The following is an 18,805-nucleotide window of genomic DNA, read 5'->3' as shown; positions in this document are numbered from 1 at the left end:
CAAATCAGCCCTTCCCTTGCTTATGGCAAAGGAAAGAGAGCAGGCGCCCAGGCCGGCGGTCAAGCAGGGCTGCTGCTCCCGCGACGGCACCGAAGGGTAGCGGGGACAAAGTCAAGCGCGCGAGCCCCGACAGGGGACCGAAGACTCCGGCGAGCCTCTTGCGAATTGCTGTCATCGGGTCATAATTCACTACGAGATTGATCCCATCGAATGTTTTGGTCTGGGTTCGGCGAGCTGCTTTATCACTCTCGCGGGATTGCCTGCTACGACGGAGTATGGCGGGACACTTTTGGTGACAACGGCACCGGCTGCGACAACCGACCCATATCCGACTGTCACACCCTTTAGAATGATTGCATTGAACCCGATCCACGCAAAGTCTTCGATAATTACGGGGCTTGAAACCACATTTGACCAGTCTCGAGCCACTCGCCTAGTGTGATTGGTAATATCGTCCCGCCTTTCGTCCACATATATAGAATGCGAATTATGATCTACAATAGTAACCCCCCACGACATTAGGACATCGTTACCAATTACTACTTTGTTTGCCGCAATTATCTGACTTTTGCCTATAAAGCACCTATCTCCTACCGTTATGATAGCAGAGTCTCGATCAAAATAGAAGCGGCAATACAATGCGTTATCTACACCTATATTCAACCGTTCTGGCACAATACGAAGGGCATTCCGTATGCGAACCTTGTTGTGCCGCTTAAGAACAATAATCTTTAGAATGGATCGCAAAAATCTCAGCACGGCTATCCACCAGTCCAATCCAGAGACGTCTATCACCTCAGATGGGCGTCGATCACGCTTCCGTAAGGACGTTGTCCGAAGCGTCCAGCTACGCTACCGTTTCTCGACTCGTCAAGTTCGGCTTATGAGGAACTCAAACTGTGCAAATTTCGGTCGCACAAAAATTCGCGGACTGGCGACGCCGGATGCCGGACGCAATGTTTTTCAAGACAGTATTTTGTATGTTGTGCCTTTTGGCCGGCGCAGTGCCCGCGACCTCGCAGATGCGCGCACCGTTCAAGCTTTTCGAGGCCATACGATTCATCGGCGGGCCTAATTTCCAGGCGTTTGGTTTCGAACACCTTACGATTGCCGACCCTCATGTTCTCGGACCGGATGTTCCCGATGCCGGCCAGGTGCGGCAAGCGCTGACTTTGCCGAGGAGCAATGAATACCTCAATATCGACATCGAAAGCTGGCCATTGGAAGGTCCCGGTCAGGCATCATCCCTCGCGAATTACCAGAAGACGCTCGGCGCGTTCAAAAAAGCGGACCCGAACGTCAAGATTGGGCTCTATAGTGTTTTGCCAATTAGGGATCATTGGAGAGCGATCGGCCACAAGGGACCTGCGGCCCTGAACGACTGGAAGCAGCAAAATACCGTTGTTGCGTCCTCTCTCGTCCCTTACGTCGATGCGCTCTTCCCCTCCCTCTATACGTTTTACGGCGACAAGGATGCCTGGGTCGCCTACGCGACAGCCAATATCGGGGAAGCGCGAAGGATAGCACAGGGGAAGCCGGTCTATTGCTTTCTGTGGCCGCAGTTTCATAAGACACTTGCCTTTTTGCCGGGCGACCTCTGGTATGCCCAGCTGGACACCTGCAGGAGACTGGCCGACGGGATCGTCATCTGGGGTACTATCGGCGGCGATTCGCCGTTTCGGCCGGCCCAATGGGACGACAAGGCGGAGTGGTGGCAGGCTACCTTGAAGTTTCTTGAGGAACTTGGGAAAGCCCAAAAAACTTAATTATTGCTGCGCGAGAATCGAGCGTCGCTATACCAGTTCAAGAAACCGCTCAAACTGGCGTTTCTTGCTGTATTCCTCACGTATGGCGCGATTGCCGGCCCAACCGATCATGTCCCAGCTTCCGTCGTCCAGCCGACGTTCGATCGCCTTCGATGCCTCCTGCGGCTCGTCATAGACGGCCATGGTTTCTCCATTGCGCATCGGTGCGGGATAATTGCCGGAGTCGGACACCAGCAGAGCGCCCGCGCCCATTGTCTCGAAACAGCGCATGTTACCGCGATCGGGGCCCGCCATGTCGATCGAGGCATTGACCACGACCTTGGCTCTTCCGAGTTCGGCATACATGGCGCGACCGAATACGGGAGGCGCGCTGACATTGCGGATGCTGCGCGGACGGCGCACCGCACCCAGGGGACCGAACCAGCCAAGCGGCGTCTCGGCGAGCGGCGTATAGCGCGACAGATCGAGATGGAAGACGACGCGGCGGCGGCTGGATAGACCTGCGACAGCTTCCAAGATCTCCCTGCGGCGCTGGTGATGACGACTGTAGCCGCCGAAGAAAAGGACATCGATATCCCTATTTCGGTTCGCGGCGACGTCATCGAGTTCCGGATCGTGGGCGGGAAAGAAGTGGGCGGTCCTGGCGCCCTGCTCTTCCCAAAGCCTTCGCATCGACGGGAAATTGCAAACGACGAGATCGTACCCCGAAAAATCGATCCTGCCGGGTGCGGCGCGCCAGGCGATCTTTCGCTTCACATGCCGCGGCAGCCGGCGCACGAAAGAGGCGTCGTAACGAAATGGATCGAGATTGTAGAAGATATCCGTTTTGTGATGCTCGATCTGGGCAAGAAGGATATCGGCCAGCGACACATGTTCGCCAAGCCCGTGTTCGAGCGCCCATGCCCGCTGCAGCGATTCGTCGTCTCCATTTGTAAAGAACGCTTCAGGGCTGCCGGCATACACCGGCAACAGGATATGCGCCGCCCCGTAGCGATCGTTCAGAAATACGTCCTTCTGCTGGTCGAACTGTTGGATTCCCGCGACAAGGGCCACGAGTCTAGCCCGATAGCTTGGCGAGAGGCCAGCATTTTGAAAAATTCGCATGGCAGTTCCTGTTGGTTCTGAGGTGCTGATTAGGGACACGGCATTAGCCGGTACGGCGGAATTTCCACCTTAGTAAGCGCGAATTTCCGAATTACGAGCTTTGGCGAGAAAACCCTGATATCCATACCAAAACGATATCGTTAGGGCGGAGGTGACCCAGAAAATTGAATTTCCCCACAGACCCCCGCTCGCCATGCCGGCGATCGCTTCCCTGACGAACAGCACGGCGGTCAGCACCGCAGCGAGCGGGAATTTGCCGGACCGAATGATACCGACAGTCGATCTTAGCGCCAAAATTATGTGAGCCGCAAACGGCAATGATCCCAGCGCCCCCATCGCCATCAGGGATTCAAGATAAATGTTGTGGGGATAGAAATTGAACTGCATCTCGACCGCATAACGCCCGAACACCGGGTCTTCTAAAAACTGTCTCCAGGCTCCAGCGAACAATTGGCTGCGTATCATTGTTGATTGATCGGCATCCACGTCGATCGTCTGAAGTCTTGCAATGACAACGTCGATGAGTTCCACGCCACTCGTGGCTAGAATTGCCAGGGCGACAACTAATGCCCCCAATATGGCGAACAATCTTTTTGACCCTTTAAGCAACAGTATGTAGATCAATAGAGACCCCGCACCAGCAATGTAAGCACCGCGAGACCTTGAAAATACAACAACCAGCAATAACATCGGTCCAAGCACCATAGATTGAATCGTCAGTCTTTTTGTCTTTCCCAGAACTAGGAAAAAGTATATCAAAAATGCAAAAGCTGTGTGCCCCATCGCTATCGGATTTATTTTGTCTATAGACATCCTCTCGCCTTGTCCGGCGAACAGGATGTCTCTGTTAAAATAGAGTCCAATCAAAAAGACTACGCAAAGCGCATTCATTACAAGGGTCAGATCTGTGTTTATTATAGCTCTATCCATAGGTGCGATAAGGAGCGTAGCGCCGACGCTAGCAACCAGGAAAACACTAAATACAAGCCCAGGACCGGGTGAGATTATTATCGAAGACAGGTAAACATTCTCAACAAGTCTCCAGAGATATAGAACGAAGAAAATCTTCATCGGAAGAAGCGCTGCCGTTGACGACCTTAACTTCGGCGGAAGAAGTGCATATGAGGCCACAGTTACCAGGGCAATGGCTACTCTTACCAGGATCGACCCGGCACTGCCTTCTGGATCAAACCTGTTTACAAAGCCGGCAAAAGCATATGTCCCAACAATGGCGAGCGCGAACGCCGTTGCTGGGGAAAACAAAATGCGCCAGTCAACATAGCCTCTCAAATGCGCAAGCCGAGTGAAATCGGCGGATATGCCGTAACGAAGATTGGGTCTCCGGGTCATGCGACTGTTCGCGCCTCAGTAGTCACACGGTGAAGTGTGCCACGCCGTGCACACCGCGGGCTATGTTCCCCTTGGAAAAAAGGGACAGAAATTTGATGCCGAAGTAATCGGCCCAGAGCCGCAATATCTGCTTTTCGCCAAGCCGATGGATATCGTCGAGAAACACGGCGTAGTCTGGCGCGAGTTGTGCCTGGAGTGCCGGAAGTGCGGGATAGCGGGCCAGTTCATATCCAGTCTTGTAGGCAGGCGGACCATCGACAAGCACACAATCGACCGGCAGATCCTGCACAGCCGCTGCAACGGCCGCTTGATCGTACCAGTCCAGGCCATTCTTGCTCAAGGTGCAAGGTCCTAATGGCGCGTGAACGACCGAGGCGAATTCGGACAGACTCAGTGCTGCGAGCCGATCTTCAACGAATGTTGCCCATTCCGCGTCGCTCTCGAAGCTGACAATCCGGCCGCCACGCTGTGACAAGATTTGGGCAATGTAGATCGTGGAAATGCCACTTCCAAATTCCACAATTGTCTTGCGGGAATTGATTTCAATTTCGTTGAGCACCACCTGCAGCGCTGAAGGAAGAAGGGACGCATCGGACCACGGCATGTACGGCAGACCCAACCGGGATAACTCGACCGCCGCTCGCGTATTGTTGGAAGCTTGCGCAAAGTGGTTCCACTTTGCCGCCATTCTGTTCAACACCGTCATGCGCTCATAGCTCCGCTCTTGCTTCTGGTCTGCCTTGGAATTGCCCGGTCAGGCATAGGCGCCTCGTCTCACGAACTTAAAAAACTCTTTAGGGGCGCGCCACGGCATTAACACAGAGCGCGACATCATTATGAAAACCGGCCTCGTTCGGCGCGGGATGGCCAAGGTAAGGTAGGAGGCCGTCGCATAGGAGAGGAACGTCGCAAGAGCGGCACCAATACTCCCATAGTGGGGGATGAGCAGGAAATTAAGCGCCACGTTCGTCAGCGCGCCCAGGCCTTCAGTGATAAGGAAGAATGTGGCGCCACTCTTTATGATCGTCCATCGCGTGAATGCGATCCGCATGAAATAGAACGGCGCAGACAGGACATGAACCATTAGCACCGGGATCGATGCCTCGTACTGAGCTCCAAAAAAAAGACGGATAATCGGACCGCCCAGCAAGAGCATCGTCGCGATGAGGCCAAGCCCCGCCAGCCACAAGACGTCGAAAATCGTCTGAAGCCGTTTGCCAAACAATTCTTGATCACTTTTCGCGGACTCGATCAGCTTGGGGAACACACTGGCGACCAACGCAGCCGGCACGAAGTATGCTGCTTCGGAAAGAGCTGCTGCCACCGCATACGTGCCAACCTCCGACGGCCCCGCCAGCCAGCGAAGCATGATCACGTCGATCTTCAGGTAAATGAACGCAAAGATAGAGCCAAGGAAAAGCAGCCAGCTCTCGGAAAGCAGGGTCTTGGCCAATGCCCGTGAGAACCGCAATGCCGATAAAGGCGGACCTTTCTGCCGCTTGTAAAAGCGGAACGAGAGCGCGGCCGCGATCAAGACCTGAACCACATTTGCAGCGGCGAACGCCACCACTCCAGCGCCTGTCCACACAAGCCCGAGTTTTCCCAGGCCGACCACCAGCGTGGATATGCTGGAGGAGATGGCACTGTACCGGGCCTGAACGTGCGCGTGAAACCAAAGTCCGAGGAACGCGGATAGCGCCGCCAAGGGTATGAAGGCCGCTGCCCAAAACAACAATACACGCTCCGTCGGCTCCACGCTGACGGACAGGGCGTAGACGACCAAGCCCGCGGCTCCGAGCAAATGCCCGGCGAACTTCAAAACGAACACCGTGCCGAGTACGCGTGGCACGTCGTCGGGGCGGTTGACGATTTCTCGAATGACCAGCCCGTCAAGCCCAAGTTGTCCGGCGACCGCAAAGAGGAGTGCCAAAGAGAATGCGTAGGAAAGTAATCCAAAATCGCTAGGCCCGAGATAGCGCGCCACCGCGGCAGCCACAAAAAGCGTCATCAAACTCGTTAGCAGCTTCTCAGCAATCAACCAGAGTGAGTTTGAAATGTATTTCCAATATCGTCCGACAAAACCTGACAATTTCTGGAGCATCATGAAGCTCTTATGTACGGCAAAATCGAGGTCTCGCGGTACGCGGGCCGCACGTGATCACCGGAGGCATAACAGCCGCCCACCTCTTGACTAGCCCCCTCAGCCTTTGCGGCACACAAAAATCCTTTCGCCTCGCCACAAGCCATATGTAACGCAGTCTTCACCAACGGCAGTATACTCGTCCAATAGGAAACCAGCAGACAGTATACGTTCGCGGAGGTCACGTCCGTAGTATCGCAGATGATCATTCTGACCAAAGTGCAACTCTCGCTCCAGCGCTCCTCTAGCATGCTGATGCTCGTAAGTTGCCTCCCATCCGTCAATAACCGGCGTCATCAGGTAAAGGATACCCTTTGGCCGCATGACACGATACATCTCGGATAAAGCACTCCGATCGTCAACGTGTTCAAGAACGTGACTACATATTATCGAATCGAATGAACTGTCTGGAAAATCGATCTGTTCTATATTGATTGTGTAATCCACGTGGTGCCCACTGATATCGGCCGTGAGATATTCTGCAACAGCTGGACGAACAAATCGCGTTATGGCGCGCTCAGGGGCAAAATGCAAAAGCCTTCCATCGGATTTTAACGGGAATTCTGACTGCGTGGCCAAATATAGCAGCCGATGACGTTCCAGCGACCCGCAACCCGGGCATTTTGCGTCCCATCTCAGTGGGGAACCGTGCGCTCGGAAATATCCTCTGAACTTGCAGATGGGACAAGTTCGCTCAAATTTCCCATTCAGTGACTGCGCTATCTGCGTGAGTTGGACAATGTCCACTTTGGGTAAGACCCTTACAAAACGTGCACTTGCCGCGAGTTTTAACCAAGCATCCGCCACCTGCGTATACAGGCTTGCCGGTAACACGCGTTTAGCTGTCCCCTTTAACGTATTCATTTTTAGCCTCCGACAAAGAATATAATCAGCGCACAGTCTGTTCTTATTACGTCGCGCCTCAGCCCACCGACGGTCCTGCTAACTGGCACTTAGCAGGGATTCATACAGGTCGATATAGCGATGGGCGATAGCCTCTGGTGAATATCTGTCGATCACGGCGCTGCGTGCGCTCACTCCAACACTCCTTAATGATGCAACTGGCAGGGCGCGTGCTGTCTCAACAGCAGCCACTACCGCGTCAGCATCACCGTGCTTTGCCAACCATCCGGTCTGCCCGTGGCTAATGATCTCCTCGGCTGGCGTTTTGATGAGCCCGATTACAGGAGTTCCACATGCCATCGCCTCGACCGTGACCTTGCCGAACGACTCCTGAAGTGAGGGCATCACGAACACGTCGGCGGCCGAATATATCTGGTTGAGAATGACGTCGTCGCGGATGAGGCCAAAACCTGTGCAGTTTTCCGGCGCCGGATCGACTAGTTCTGCAAGTCCGTTGCCAAACAAACACCAGTGAACTTTTTTGTCATCTCGATAAACGTTGAGCATGTGACGCATAATATTCGCGCCTTTGCGCGGATCGGCCAGATTCAAAGCACCGGAGGCGATTATGAATGTGTTCGCTGGGAGCCCCAATGCGCTACGCGCCTGCGCCTTGTCCATCGCTCGAAGCTGGCTCATTTGCACACTGTTGGGGATGACATGTATAGCGCGCCCGCACAGGACCGTACTCTTTCGGGCCTGCTCGGCGATCGTCTCGCTGATCGCGACGAATACCGATTGTGGCCCGTAGTGCTCGGCTTTAAATGCAACATCGTCGGATGTGATCCTCTCGCCTCCTCCACCCAAGAGTGGGCACTGGCCACAACCACTGGCATATTTCTCGCAGGCACCAGAGAAGTGACACCCGCCAGTGAACGGCCACATGTCGCGAAGCGTCCAGACTACCGGCCGCTTTTCATATCTGATCGCGCGCCAGAATGCCGGCCCCAGCGTCGGCGCGTGGGCCCATTGGACATGGATAACGTCAGCTTTCCGATATTCACGCGAATTGTGGAGGTGGAGGCCGTGGGAAATAGGGTGGAAATTCGGTGGGATCTCGCCGAACCGGCGCATTAAATGCCACATGTAGAAACGGTTCTTAACACCAACAGGCAGACGTTGCAGCAAGGGAACTCTCCTGGCGAACAAGTCCTGCGGAAGGTCCCGTTCAACCCTCCCTAGGATGCGTGAACGAACTCCTGCATCCAATAAGGCTTCGTGCACAGCGCGGATTCCTCGACCCGCACCAGTGTTGAGCGCGCAGCCGACAATCTGGACAACATTCATGGTATTCGAACAATCTGTGCGGCAACCGTCCCACTCGTCGCTTTGATGATTGGAAAGCTCCTGATTGGATCTGGGTTCACTCTCAAACCAACTTGCACATTGTTCAAGTTTCAAGTCTGGCTTTCGCGAAAATACAGTGCATCAATCTGGGTTAAGCGCTGCGTCCGCGGGTTCCGATACCCTTGCCAGACATCCCACAATTCGAACCCACCGCCGGCAATGAGTTGATGCACCTCCAGAGCTGTCGCTTGCCCCGCATAAAGTTCGACCAGCGACAGTTCCGACAGGACGCCTCGCAGTTGCGGCAGGACGGCGGAAGCACCTGCAAGAACGGCCGCTTCAGCGCCCTGCACGTCAAGTTTCAGGAACGCTCGTTTACCGGCGAGGTCGATCATATTGGCGAAAGCATCGAGCCGCTCTGTCTCGATCTCGATCCGTTTGGCGACGGCCACTCGAGGAGTATGCTCAACAAACGACTCGCGCGGTTCGTGCAACGAACTGCTCGTCGCTGCCTCCGTGACGTGGAACGTCGCCGTCCCGGTAGTGTCGCTCAGCGCAACAGCCGGTCCGACCGTCCAGCGCCCGTCAAACGCCTTGGCCGTGCGTATGAGTTCGGAATGCGCGTCTGGGAGCGGTTCGAACGAAATCATCGAGCCTTGGTATCCAGCCGCAAACAGCATCGTGCCGAACTGGCCTTTGTTGGCACCAACGTCGATTACGAGATCGATTTCGTGCATGTGAAGAAAATGCACAAGACGCAAATCATCGCGCGAATTAATGCCATTCAGGCGCACGTCGAACCCGAACCGCCGCCCCACGTCACGCAATGATATCTTCGCCTTGGGACCCAAGAGGTGTAACATGATCAGCCTTTATCTCGATCCTCAGCACTTATGCAGCCTGCCAAATACCGGCTATCAGCGGTATTGACGCACATCCGCCTGCAGGTCAAAGGGCCCCGCGGATTTTCTGGACAAAATCGGACCGCCACCCGCCAACAATTTCGCCCAGCCGCTCGGGCTTGTCGGATCGATTGTGTGCGGCAGTTGCAATATGGGCGGCAGCGTCAACGGTATCGCCGTAAGCTAGACATATTGGCGCAACCACACCTTCTTGCGCATATTTCTCAAGATACGCGCCCTTACGGATGATCGGACGCGTGCCCAATTGTATGCTTCGCCCGAATATACCCGAGGCCTGATCGTAGTCCGGCCCGTAGCAGCACCAGGCGAAATCGCAGGTTTTGTACAGGCTCAGGAGTTCGTCGTCCGACACGAACCGGTCAACCACCATTCCGCCGGCAGCAATCAAGCGAGCGCAGTCCCCGTCACAGGCCGGATCGACGCGCCCCGCAGCAACCACAAAAACATCTTTAGCGAGGTCTGGGTGGTCGGAAAAAATATCGACCAAGAATCCGAAGCCCTTTGATTTTCTCACGCTGCCCAGGAAGCACAAAATTGCGCGCCCGCCGGCCGCGGCCAGCACATCGCGCGACAGCTGGCTGGTTTCGGCAAGCGCCGCGCCGTCATGCACGTCCCACATCTGAGGGTCGTGAACCCACCCATGGGCGATCTGGGCAAATCTGCGATCGAATTCAAAGGGCAAAATCGTAAAGAGCGACAGTCCAGGCAGGTACCGCAAGCACCGAAAAATCCATCTCTTGAGTCGGCTAACGAATCTTCCGTTCTCGAAGCAACCGGACGGCCTTAGAAAAAGCCCTACCGTCCGCCGTCCAATCAGCGATCTTGTCAACGCAACTGCGATAAAACCAGCGTAGTCGTCATCTATGGTGCCAAACAGGAGGTGGCGGGCCTGAACCATATCAAGCCACAGTCGAGGTTCAATGCGTCCTGTTACAGGTTCGAGATCAAAGAGGCCGGCAAGGAGGTCCCTATAGAATTGGCGATGGCCATTTGGAGCAGACACGTGAGCGTAATCGCGCCTTCCCTTTGGACTGACCTTCGATACATCGGAACTGCCTACCGAAACCACTATTCAATTTACTCCGCGCGGCTTTGCTTGACGGTGCTGCCGCCGTCAATGCCGAAAAACTGCCCCAGCTTGCGAACAGGCTTGGCAACAAGCGCATAGTCGATTGGTCCGGAGCGCAGCCACTGGCGTCGCGACTGCAGCGCCTCAAAGTTGTGCCCGATATAGGAGCCAAGGCTCCGCGTGCTGGCCCCGCCGACCATCATGTCGACCAAGACGTGGTCGGTGATGACGGCTTTGAATCCATGTAGCTCAACCGCTCTCAGCATCCAATCGTAATCCGACGCCACCTTGAGTCTGAGGTCGAACGTGCCGACGGTCTCCGCCACTTTCCGCCTGACATAAAACGTCGGATGAGCCGGCATCCAGCCGGTCCGGAAACCCTTGGCGGGCCGGGGTGCGGCACGCCAACGGCGTACGACGCGCTTGCTCAGATGGTCTTCGACAAAATCCAGATCGCCATGCACGATGTCGGCCTGTTCGAGTTCTGCCGAAATTCGGCTCAGCACAGTATGGTCATGGAAACAATCGTCGGAATTCAACACGCCCACCGCGTCACCAGTATAGAGGCGCAGCCCCTTGTTGAGCGCATCATACATCCCGCTGTCCGATTCGCTGATCAGCCGGATCTGGTCCTGTGGGTAAGACCGGACTATTGCCAGCGTCTCGTCCGACGAATTGCCGTCGATGATCACCAGCTCCTTGTCGCTATGATCCTGGGCCTGGAAGCTGTCGATAGTATGCCTGATCGTCGCCGCCGAGTTCCAACAGACAGTCAAGACCGAGATTTTCATGTCGAACCGGCCCAACGCCGCTTACTGTGCCGCCACCCGAATGCGATCCTCGTCGAGGCGCCGATGTTCGGATTCCCGCCTGACTGTGTCGAGGTCGGACTGGATCATTTCCTGGACCATCGTGGCGAGCGGCGTTGTCGCCTTCCACCCGAGAACGCGCTCGGCTTTCGAGGCGTCGCCGATCAGAAGCTCTACCTCGGTCGGCCTGAAGTACCGCGGATCCACTTCGACCAGAACAGCGCCGGACTTTGCATCGATGCCTTTTTCGTCGATGCCGGAACCAACCCATTGGATCTCGGTCCCGACCTCGCTGAATGCAAGCTCGACAAAACGGCGGACCGAGTTCTTCACCCCGGTTGCAAGGACGTAGTCATCGGGCAAGTCATGCTGAAGAATTCTCCACATGCCTTCGACATAGTCGCGGGCATGCCCCCAATCCCGTTCAGCCGACAGATTGCCGAGGTAGAGCTTGTCCTGAAGGCCGAGGCTTATCGCGGCAGCCGCGCGCGTGATCTTGCGGGTGACGAACGTCTCGCCGCGCATCGGGCTCTCGTGGTTGAACAGTATGCCGTTAGAGGCATGAATATTATAGGCTTCGCGGTAATTCACCGTGATCCAATAGGCATAGATTTTTGCCGCCGCATAAGGCGACCGGGGATAGAAAGGCGTCGTCTCGCGTTGCGGGATCTCCTGCACCTTGCCGTAGAGTTCGGAAGTCGATGCCTGATAGAAACGCGTTTTTTTTGTCAGGCCAAGCAGCCGGATGGCTTCGAGGAGACGCAATGTGCCGATCGCGTCGGCATTCGCCGTATATTCCGCGGTCTCGAAGCTCACCTGGACATGCGATTGCGCGGCAAGATTGTAAATCTCATCGGGCTGCACTTCCTGCACGATGCGGATGAGGTTGGTGGCATCGGTCATATCACCATAGTGCAGCGACAGCCTTACGTTCTTTTCATGCGGATCCTGGTAGAGATTATCGATACGGCCCGTATTGAACGACGACGATCGCCGCTTGATGCCGTGGACGTCATAGCCCTTTGCCAAAAGAAGTTCCGCCAGATAGGCGCCATCCTGGCCGGTGATGCCGGTAATGAGCGCGGTCTTCCTAGTCATTGTGCTTCTCCGAGGTCGATAGGACGATATTCTCAATGCTAATCAGCGTGACGTCAGACATCCCAAATATCCCTTTCAAAAAAGCTGGTGCTTATCCCCATCTGTAGCGCTCGTGAGTGCTGGTTTGGCTGTGTCGACTAGCGATCTTTGCCGCTTTGTCAACGCGCGCCGAACCCCGTCAGCATGGTTCGGATCGTACGAAACACAATCAGCACATCGAGCCAAGGGGAGAAATTCTTGATGTAGTAGAAGTCGTAGTGAAGCTTCTCCAGGACATCGTCGACGGCCGCAACGTGGCCCTGGTTGACTTGCGCCCATCCGGTAATGCCAGGCCGAACGATGTGGCGGTAGCGATAGAATGGCAGTTCCGCCTCGTACCATCTCGACAGTACGAGCGCTTCGGGCCGTGGTCCGATCCAGCTCATGTCGCCGCGCAGGATGTTGAATGCCTGCGGCAGCTCGTCGATCCTGGACTTTCTCAGGAACTGTCCCAGGCGAGTGATGCGTGAATCGCCTACCTTCGTGATGGCCGCTTCCTTCTCGTCGACAGCTGTATCGCTGAGTTTCATCGTTCGAAACTTGTAGACCTCGTAGGGATGGCCTCTATAGCCCATTCGCTTCTGTTTAAATAGCGCCGGTCCAGGCGAATCAATCTTTACGGCAATCGCTACTAACAACAGCAACGGCGAGAAAGCAACAAGCACAAATAAGGCAGAAGCCCAGTCTATCGCCTGCTTTATCTTAAGGTAGGCCTGGTTTGGATTCAGAGAGCCTAGGGTGTTTTCAGAAAGATGCTCGATTTCTACCCTGCCGGTGAGCGATTCACTGATTTGCTTGACATGGTAGACCGGCGTTCCCGAGAGAGCGCGATCGGCGATATACCGCTCCCACTCATCCGAAAGGTCGGCTCGAAGATCGGCCACCACCCCGCTCGCGTGCTCGACAACCGTGCTGGTCGAATGAATCCTGTGCCAGCTCACACCTGGTACACTCTCCAGCCTGTCGACGTCTCCGCCGGGAATTATCGCCAGCCGGTATACATCCAGCCTACGCGTCACCAGGCTCAAGCCAAAATACCACAATGTCGACTGAATAAAGCTCGCTGCCGCCTGGAACCGGCTGTAGTCGAATCTGAAAAAGAAGATCGTCGCGAACACGAGGCCGTAGGTCAGGGCAAAGGTTGGCAGGATGTAGCCAGCCGCTGCAACGCCCGGGAAATTGCCGATGCGCTTATAAAACAGATAGCCTGTCGTGTGGGCGATGAATGCCGCGAAGATCGTAACCTGCATGTTCGATTGCCAGATCACTTGTTGATCAACCGACAGGCGTAACAACGCCGGCAGCAGGATGGCGAATGTCAATCCGCCAAGCAGCTGAAAGCGCATCCGGAGCAGGAGATGCCGTTTGTTGGGTAAATGGATGGTCGTGGCAATCAATTTGAATCCCGCGAATCGGGCCCCATGAAAACCTGAATGTTCACTAGACAGGATGCCGCTCTCGGCCAACGCTCGAATAGGCTATACCTTCCTTCACGACGTCCTCGCGGCGGTAGACGTTTCGTAGGTCAACCATCACCGGCGTTGCCATGAGTGCGCGGAGCCGCTTCAGATCCAATGACCGAAACGCATTCCATTCGGTGACGATGACGATTGCGTGCGATGCATCAGCTACCGCGTAAGCGCTTTGCCCGAATTCAATGCCCTCGATCATCTTGCGCGCCTGCTCCATGCCGACCGGATCATAGGCCTTGATCGAGGCGCCCGCGTCCTTGAGGGCCTGAATGATGGCCAATGAGGGGGCGTCGCGCATATCGTCGGTGTTCGGCTTGAACGTAAGGCCAAGGATACCGATGGTTTTGCCGCGCACAGAGCCGCCGCAGGCCTCGACCACCTTGCGAGCCATCGCCCGTTTGCGCTGGTCATTTATCGAGACCGTCGTTTCAATCAGCCGCACGGGGCTTGCCGCGTCCTGCGCGGTCTTGACCAGCGCCAGCGTATCTTTCGGGAAACAGGAACCGCCATAGCCCGGCCCGGCGTGAAGGAACTTTGCGCCGATGCGATTGTCCATGCCGATGCCGCGCGCGACGTCCTGAACATCGGCTCCCAACCGCTCGCAAAGATCGGCAATTTCGTTGATGAAGGTGATCTTCATGGCCAGAAACGCGTTGCCGGCATATTTGGTAAGCTCCGCCGTACGCCGGTTCGTATAGAAGATCGGAGCGGCGTTCAGCGAGAGCGGGCGGTAAATCTCGGCCATGACCGCTTTGGCTCTGTCGGTATCGGTCCCGACAATGATACGGTCGGGCCGCTTGAAGTCCTCGATTGCCGATCCTTCGCGAAGAAACTCCGGATTGGAGACCACCGCAAAATCAGCGGTGGGATTTTGCTCGCGGATGATCCGTTCCACCTCATCGCCGGTACCGACAGGGACGGTCGATTTCGTCACCACGACCGTAAATCCTTTGAGCGCGCGGCCAACTTCGGCGGCCGCATCGTAAACGAAGGACAGATCGGCGTGCCCATCGCCACGCCGTGACGGCGTGCCGACGGCTATGAAGACGACATCCGATTGAGAAACGGCATCGGCCAGATTGTCGTCGAAACGCAAGCGACCTTGCGCGGTATTCGTGGTGACGAGGTCGTCGAGCCCTGGCTCATAGATCGGTATCTTGCCAAGTTTGAGCATGGCAAGCTTTTCCGCATCCCGGTCGACGCAGCAGACCTGATGGCCAAAGTCGGCGAAGCAGGCCCCCGAGACGAGCCCTACATAGCCGGCACCAATCATTGTTATCCGCATATCGCGTACTCTCATCAGCGCCGACGAGACGATCTCGTCAGACAACGCCTAGTCCCACCGAAGAACGGCTACCGCACTCCCGGGTGAAAACCCGAGAGCCGATCCTACAACAATTTGCATCGCCTCGCCGCACCTCGATGCTTACGACTATGCGATGGCGACGAGATCCCTGGTATCAAGGTCGACAGGTATCTCGCCATTCATGATCGCAATCAGAACCCGAGCCCTTCCGGCTGGATCGAGCCGGTCAAGGCGACCGATCATTTCCGCGAACGGGCCGGAAAGGATCCGAACCGAAGCACCGGCTGCGAGGCCGCCACTGAAGTCGAGCAGGCCGTGCCTGCCGGTCAACGCAATGAAGCGCTCTACCAGACCCGAGGGGACAGGCAAAGGCCGGTCCCCTTGCATGACGAGGGAGCGCACACCGAACGTTCCGTTGATCGAGCGCCAACGTTGCAGCGCGACGTCAAGGGCGATGAACATATAACCCGGGAAATAAGCTGCGGACCGTGTTGCGAGACGCCGGGCATGACGCACGGTTTTCTCGCAGCGAGGCACAAAGGGCTCGAATCCCTGGATCCGGAGATGCCGCTCTGCGACATGCTCCTTCCCGGGAAAGACGCTGGCCGCATACCAGCGCGTTGCCGGCGCGGCGGTCGGCTCAGGCGACAGGGCTGTTGCCTTGCTCGTTGTTTTTTCCGCGCTACTCACGTGTCTTCCTTCGGCGGTCGGCGGCATGATCTCAGGTCAACGGTTACGACAGTGTGTGGATACCAGCAAGCAACCAAGCCACTAGAGTCAAGGCGGTTGGGTTAAGAATTTCCTACACATTGTCCAGAAATTTAGCTGTGCCTAAATAATCATCGAGCCGCTTTCTTTTTCAGCTGGCTGAGATGCTATGTCGAGCAATTTATTTCCATACGTAGGTGCTTGGTTACGCTGGTCGTGACGAATCGCCCGTTGGTTCTGGTACTTAGTCCGTCGACTTGAAGCTAATATGACGGATGGCGTCGCGCACAAGGCTGCCGCCAGCGACAAAGATCCTGCACGGCCACACCAACTACGGCGAAAAATCACTGTCGCGCAGAACAGGTTATCACCGCTCGACCGGCTTCACGAACGCTTCAACAGCGACCAGACAGCCGGCACCAGGCTCGCGGCCAGCGCAACCTTGATCAGATCACCGACGATAAAGGGCAACACCCCGAACTGCCAGGATTTTTCCGGGCCGATCAACAGCGCCAGCCAGGCAAAGCCCATTACCATCATGACGATCTCGGCCACCAGCATGGCATTGAAGAGCTTGATAGGATGGCGATCCCAGCCACGGTCGGCAGCCCAGCCGACGATCGCCGCCATGACGACGAAGCCGGCTAGATAACCGCCGGTCGAACCGAGCATGTAAGCGATACCGATGCCCTTTTCGGGCGTGCTCTGGAAGACCGGAAGGCCCAACGCGCCCTCGGCCATGTAGAGAAGCAGCGTGGCGACGCCAAGGCGCATGCCAAAGGAGGCAGCGATCAGGAAGACGGCGAGCGTCTGCATCGAGATGTCTACCGGTCCGAGCATGACCTTGGTCTTGGCAGACAAGATCATCAGCAACGTTCCGGCGATCGCCAGCAAAAGCTGTCCTGCCAGCCGGGCCGCGCCCTTTTCAGGCAAAGCGAGAGAAATGAGCGGACGCATCGTCGTTGCAATTGCCATAGTCTTCCCCGTTCCGGATTGCCGCCGAACGCGGCCTTGCGTTTTCCTATATTGGCTTCCGTGCTATGCGGCAATCGGTTTTGCCCTCGCCCCAAAAAAGGTCGCGACGTTCGCATGGCGCTGAAATTCGATACACGCTTCGATCCGGCCTATGGCCATGGCGTAGCCGTTGCGCCTGGTATTCAACGCGTCACCGCCAGGAACCCAAGCCCGTTCACCTTTCACGGAACCAACAGCTATATCGTCGGGCGCGAGACGCTGGCGGTGATCGATCCCGGACCGGATGACGAGGCACATCTTCGAGCACTGCTCGAAGCGATCGGGACCAGGCCGGTCAGCCATATCTTCATCAGCCACACGCATCGCGACCATTCGCCGCTGGCGGCTCGGTTAAAGCAGCATACGGGTGCGGTGGTTCTGGCGGAGGGCCGGCATCGCCCGGCGCGGCCGTTGCGCACCGGCGAGGTCAATCCACTCGATGCCAGCGCCGACACCGACTTTGTTCCTGATATCGCGCTGCCGGACGATATGGTGATCGACGGCGACGGCTGGGCGATGCGGACGGTGCTGACGCCCGGCCATACCGCCAATCACGCGGCCTTCGCGCTGGAGGGAACCGGCATCCTTTTCTCGGCCGATCACGTCATGGCGTGGGCAACCACGATCGTCGCACCGCCGGATGGCGCGATGGCGGACTACATGACATCGCTCGATCGGCTGATCGAACGCGATGACCGGCTGCTGCTGCCCGGCCATGGCGGGCCGGTGACCGAGTCGCGCAGCTTCATGCGCGGATTGAAAACGCATCGCAAAATGCGCGAACGGGCAATTCTGGAGCGGATCAACCGCGGCGACCGGACAATCAAGGACATGGTGGACGCGATCTATCGAGACACCGACCCGCGCCTGCATGGCGCGGCCGGCCTGTCGGTGCTTGCCCATCTGGAAGACCTGGTGGCGCGCGGCCTGGTCCACACCGATGGCGCGCCGGCTATCGATGGCGTCTATTCGCCGGCAACGTAGCACACTTCGGATATCATTCCGCCGGCGCCACGCCCACCTGGCCGGCGACTTCCTGGTCGAGTTCGGAAAGGAAATCGGTGATGCGCGCTGCATTGTCGCCAAGGTCGTAGCGGCCGTAACGCGAGGCCGATCGCATATCGACGATGACCGCATCGCCGTCGTCGGTCACGCGGATGGCGACATCGGCGGGAAGACCAAGCAGCAAGCTCTTGGCCAGCGCATCGACCCTCACGTCGCTTTGCCCTGCTGCGTCTGGAAACGGCGCCGTGAGCTGCCAGCCGCGCCGATCGAGCACCGTTTTGACCGCCTCCAGAATGCGATCGAAAGGCAAGGTGTAGCTGCGTCCGGTAACAAGCGGATAAGCTTCGATTTGCAGGCGCTGCTCGCCGGGTGTCGGCGGCAAAAGCTCGTTCATATCCTTTGTCCGGGTAGAAATATCGAGCGCCGGCGGGTCGTCGAAATCCGTCGAGATGTCGCGCAGCGGCGGATAGGTCGCCGCCCAATAGGCCCCGACAGCGTAAGGGATGAGCACCAGAAACGCCAGCAAGGCGCCGGCGGTCAGGTCTTGGCCGCCACGATCACCGAAGTTCCACAATCGCGCGAAGGCAAACCCGGCAAACAAAAGCGCAAACGCGGCCAGCAAGGCGACAATGCCAAGCACCCATAGGAAAGCTTGGGTCTCGACGAGGTCATAGCGATGGCCGATGAGAGCGGTCAGCAGCAGGACTGCCGAAAACGCACCAGCGCGCCGCGACCAACCGGCAGCCCTCGACGTTTGTCGCTCGGGAATTCCCGTCATTGGTTTCCGCGCTGCCCCAACCCGAACACAGGCA

Annotated in this window: 18 protein-coding genes; 2 read left to right on the top strand and 16 right to left on the bottom strand. The window is 56.7% G+C overall.

Going from position 1 to position 18,805, the window contains the following annotated elements; translation table 11 throughout:
- Positions 1 to 189: 189 nt before the first annotated feature.
- The gene (locus tag NKJ73_RS19890) at positions 190 to 519 is read right to left on the bottom strand and encodes an acyltransferase (protein ID WP_352570840.1); all 330 of its coding nucleotides are present in this window, start codon (positions 517 to 519) and stop codon (positions 190 to 192) included.
- Positions 520 to 899: 380 nt separating this feature from the next.
- Between NKJ73_RS19890 and NKJ73_RS19885 the strand changes: the two genes are divergently transcribed.
- Positions 900 to 1,766 carry a hypothetical protein gene (locus NKJ73_RS19885; RefSeq protein ID WP_352570769.1) on the top strand — a complete coding sequence of 289 codons (867 nt, stop codon included), beginning with the start codon at positions 900 to 902 and terminating at the stop codon, positions 1,764 to 1,766.
- Between the two features lie 27 nt (positions 1,767 to 1,793).
- On the opposite strand, the gene NKJ73_RS19880 is transcribed toward NKJ73_RS19885, so the two are convergent.
- The 14 genes from NKJ73_RS19880 to NKJ73_RS19815 all read right to left on the bottom strand — a co-directional run bounded on the left by NKJ73_RS19880 (position 1,794) and on the right by NKJ73_RS19815 (position 16,949).
- Positions 1,794 to 2,909, bottom strand: coding sequence for a glycosyltransferase family protein (locus tag NKJ73_RS19880; RefSeq protein WP_352570768.1), 1,116 nt, complete (start codon positions 2,907 to 2,909; stop codon positions 1,794 to 1,796).
- 30 nt (positions 2,910 to 2,939) lie between these two features.
- Complete coding sequence (locus tag NKJ73_RS19875; RefSeq protein ID WP_352570767.1) at positions 2,940 to 4,220, bottom strand: O-antigen ligase family protein; 1,281 nt, start codon at positions 4,218 to 4,220, stop codon at positions 2,940 to 2,942.
- Positions 4,221 to 4,242: 22 nt separating this feature from the next.
- Positions 4,243 to 4,926 carry a class I SAM-dependent methyltransferase gene (locus NKJ73_RS19870; protein ID WP_352570766.1) on the bottom strand — a complete coding sequence of 228 codons (684 nt, stop codon included), beginning with the start codon at positions 4,924 to 4,926 and terminating at the stop codon, positions 4,243 to 4,245.
- Positions 4,927 to 4,974: 48 nt separating this feature from the next.
- A complete protein-coding gene (locus tag NKJ73_RS19865) occupies positions 4,975 to 6,324 on the bottom strand; it encodes a flippase (RefSeq protein WP_352570765.1) in 1,350 nt (449 codons plus the stop codon).
- 96 nt (positions 6,325 to 6,420) lie between these two features.
- Positions 6,421 to 7,224 carry a class I SAM-dependent methyltransferase gene (locus NKJ73_RS19860; RefSeq protein ID WP_352570764.1) on the bottom strand — a complete coding sequence of 268 codons (804 nt, stop codon included), beginning with the start codon at positions 7,222 to 7,224 and terminating at the stop codon, positions 6,421 to 6,423.
- Between the two features lie 78 nt (positions 7,225 to 7,302).
- Positions 7,303 to 8,391: a glycosyltransferase gene (locus tag NKJ73_RS19855; RefSeq protein ID WP_352570763.1), complete on the bottom strand. Its 1,089-nt coding sequence runs from the start codon at positions 8,389 to 8,391 to the stop codon at positions 7,303 to 7,305.
- Positions 8,392 to 8,660: 269 nt separating this feature from the next.
- Positions 8,661 to 9,413 carry an FkbM family methyltransferase gene (locus tag NKJ73_RS19850; protein ID WP_352570762.1) on the bottom strand — a complete coding sequence of 251 codons (753 nt, stop codon included), beginning with the start codon at positions 9,411 to 9,413 and terminating at the stop codon, positions 8,661 to 8,663.
- Between the two features lie 85 nt (positions 9,414 to 9,498).
- A complete protein-coding gene (locus NKJ73_RS19845; RefSeq protein ID WP_352570761.1) occupies positions 9,499 to 10,191 on the bottom strand; it encodes a glycosyltransferase family protein in 693 nt (230 codons plus the stop codon).
- Between the two features lie 359 nt (positions 10,192 to 10,550).
- A complete protein-coding gene (locus NKJ73_RS19840; protein WP_352570759.1) occupies positions 10,551 to 11,333 on the bottom strand; it encodes a glycosyltransferase family 2 protein in 783 nt (260 codons plus the stop codon).
- A 21-nt stretch (positions 11,334 to 11,354) separates the two neighbouring features.
- Positions 11,355 to 12,449 carry a GDP-mannose 4,6-dehydratase gene (gene gmd, locus NKJ73_RS19835; protein ID WP_352570758.1) on the bottom strand — a complete coding sequence of 365 codons (1,095 nt, stop codon included), beginning with the start codon at positions 12,447 to 12,449 and terminating at the stop codon, positions 11,355 to 11,357.
- 158 nt (positions 12,450 to 12,607) lie between these two features.
- Complete coding sequence (locus NKJ73_RS19830; RefSeq protein WP_352570757.1) at positions 12,608 to 13,885, bottom strand: sugar transferase; 1,278 nt, start codon at positions 13,883 to 13,885, stop codon at positions 12,608 to 12,610.
- A gap of 43 nt (positions 13,886 to 13,928) precedes the next feature.
- On the bottom strand, positions 13,929 to 15,245 hold the full coding sequence (locus tag NKJ73_RS19825; RefSeq protein WP_352570838.1) for a UDP-glucose dehydrogenase family protein: 1,317 nt from the start codon (positions 15,243 to 15,245) through the stop codon (positions 13,929 to 13,931).
- 147 nt (positions 15,246 to 15,392) lie between these two features.
- Entirely contained in the window at positions 15,393 to 15,983 is a 591-nt protein-coding gene (nusG, locus tag NKJ73_RS19820) for a transcription termination/antitermination protein NusG (RefSeq protein ID WP_352570756.1), read from the bottom strand.
- A gap of 375 nt (positions 15,984 to 16,358) precedes the next feature.
- Entirely contained in the window at positions 16,359 to 16,949 is a 591-nt protein-coding gene (locus NKJ73_RS19815; protein ID WP_352570755.1) for a biotin transporter BioY, read from the bottom strand.
- A 114-nt stretch (positions 16,950 to 17,063) separates the two neighbouring features.
- On the opposite strand from NKJ73_RS19815, the gene NKJ73_RS19810 reads away from it, so the two are divergent.
- Entirely contained in the window at positions 17,064 to 17,972 is a 909-nt protein-coding gene (locus NKJ73_RS19810) for an MBL fold metallo-hydrolase (protein ID WP_352570754.1), read from the top strand.
- 13 nt (positions 17,973 to 17,985) lie between these two features.
- Here the strand turns inward: NKJ73_RS19810 and NKJ73_RS19805 are convergent, their stop codons facing one another.
- Positions 17,986 to 18,771, bottom strand: coding sequence for a DUF1499 domain-containing protein (locus NKJ73_RS19805; RefSeq protein ID WP_352570753.1), 786 nt, complete (start codon positions 18,769 to 18,771; stop codon positions 17,986 to 17,988).
- Positions 18,772 to 18,805 lie beyond the last annotated feature (34 nt).

Source organism: Mesorhizobium sp. M0074, from assembly GCF_040322975.1.
Taxonomy (GTDB): Bacteria; Pseudomonadota; Alphaproteobacteria; order Rhizobiales; family Rhizobiaceae; genus Mesorhizobium.
This window is presented reverse-complemented; position numbering and strand designations above follow the sequence as displayed.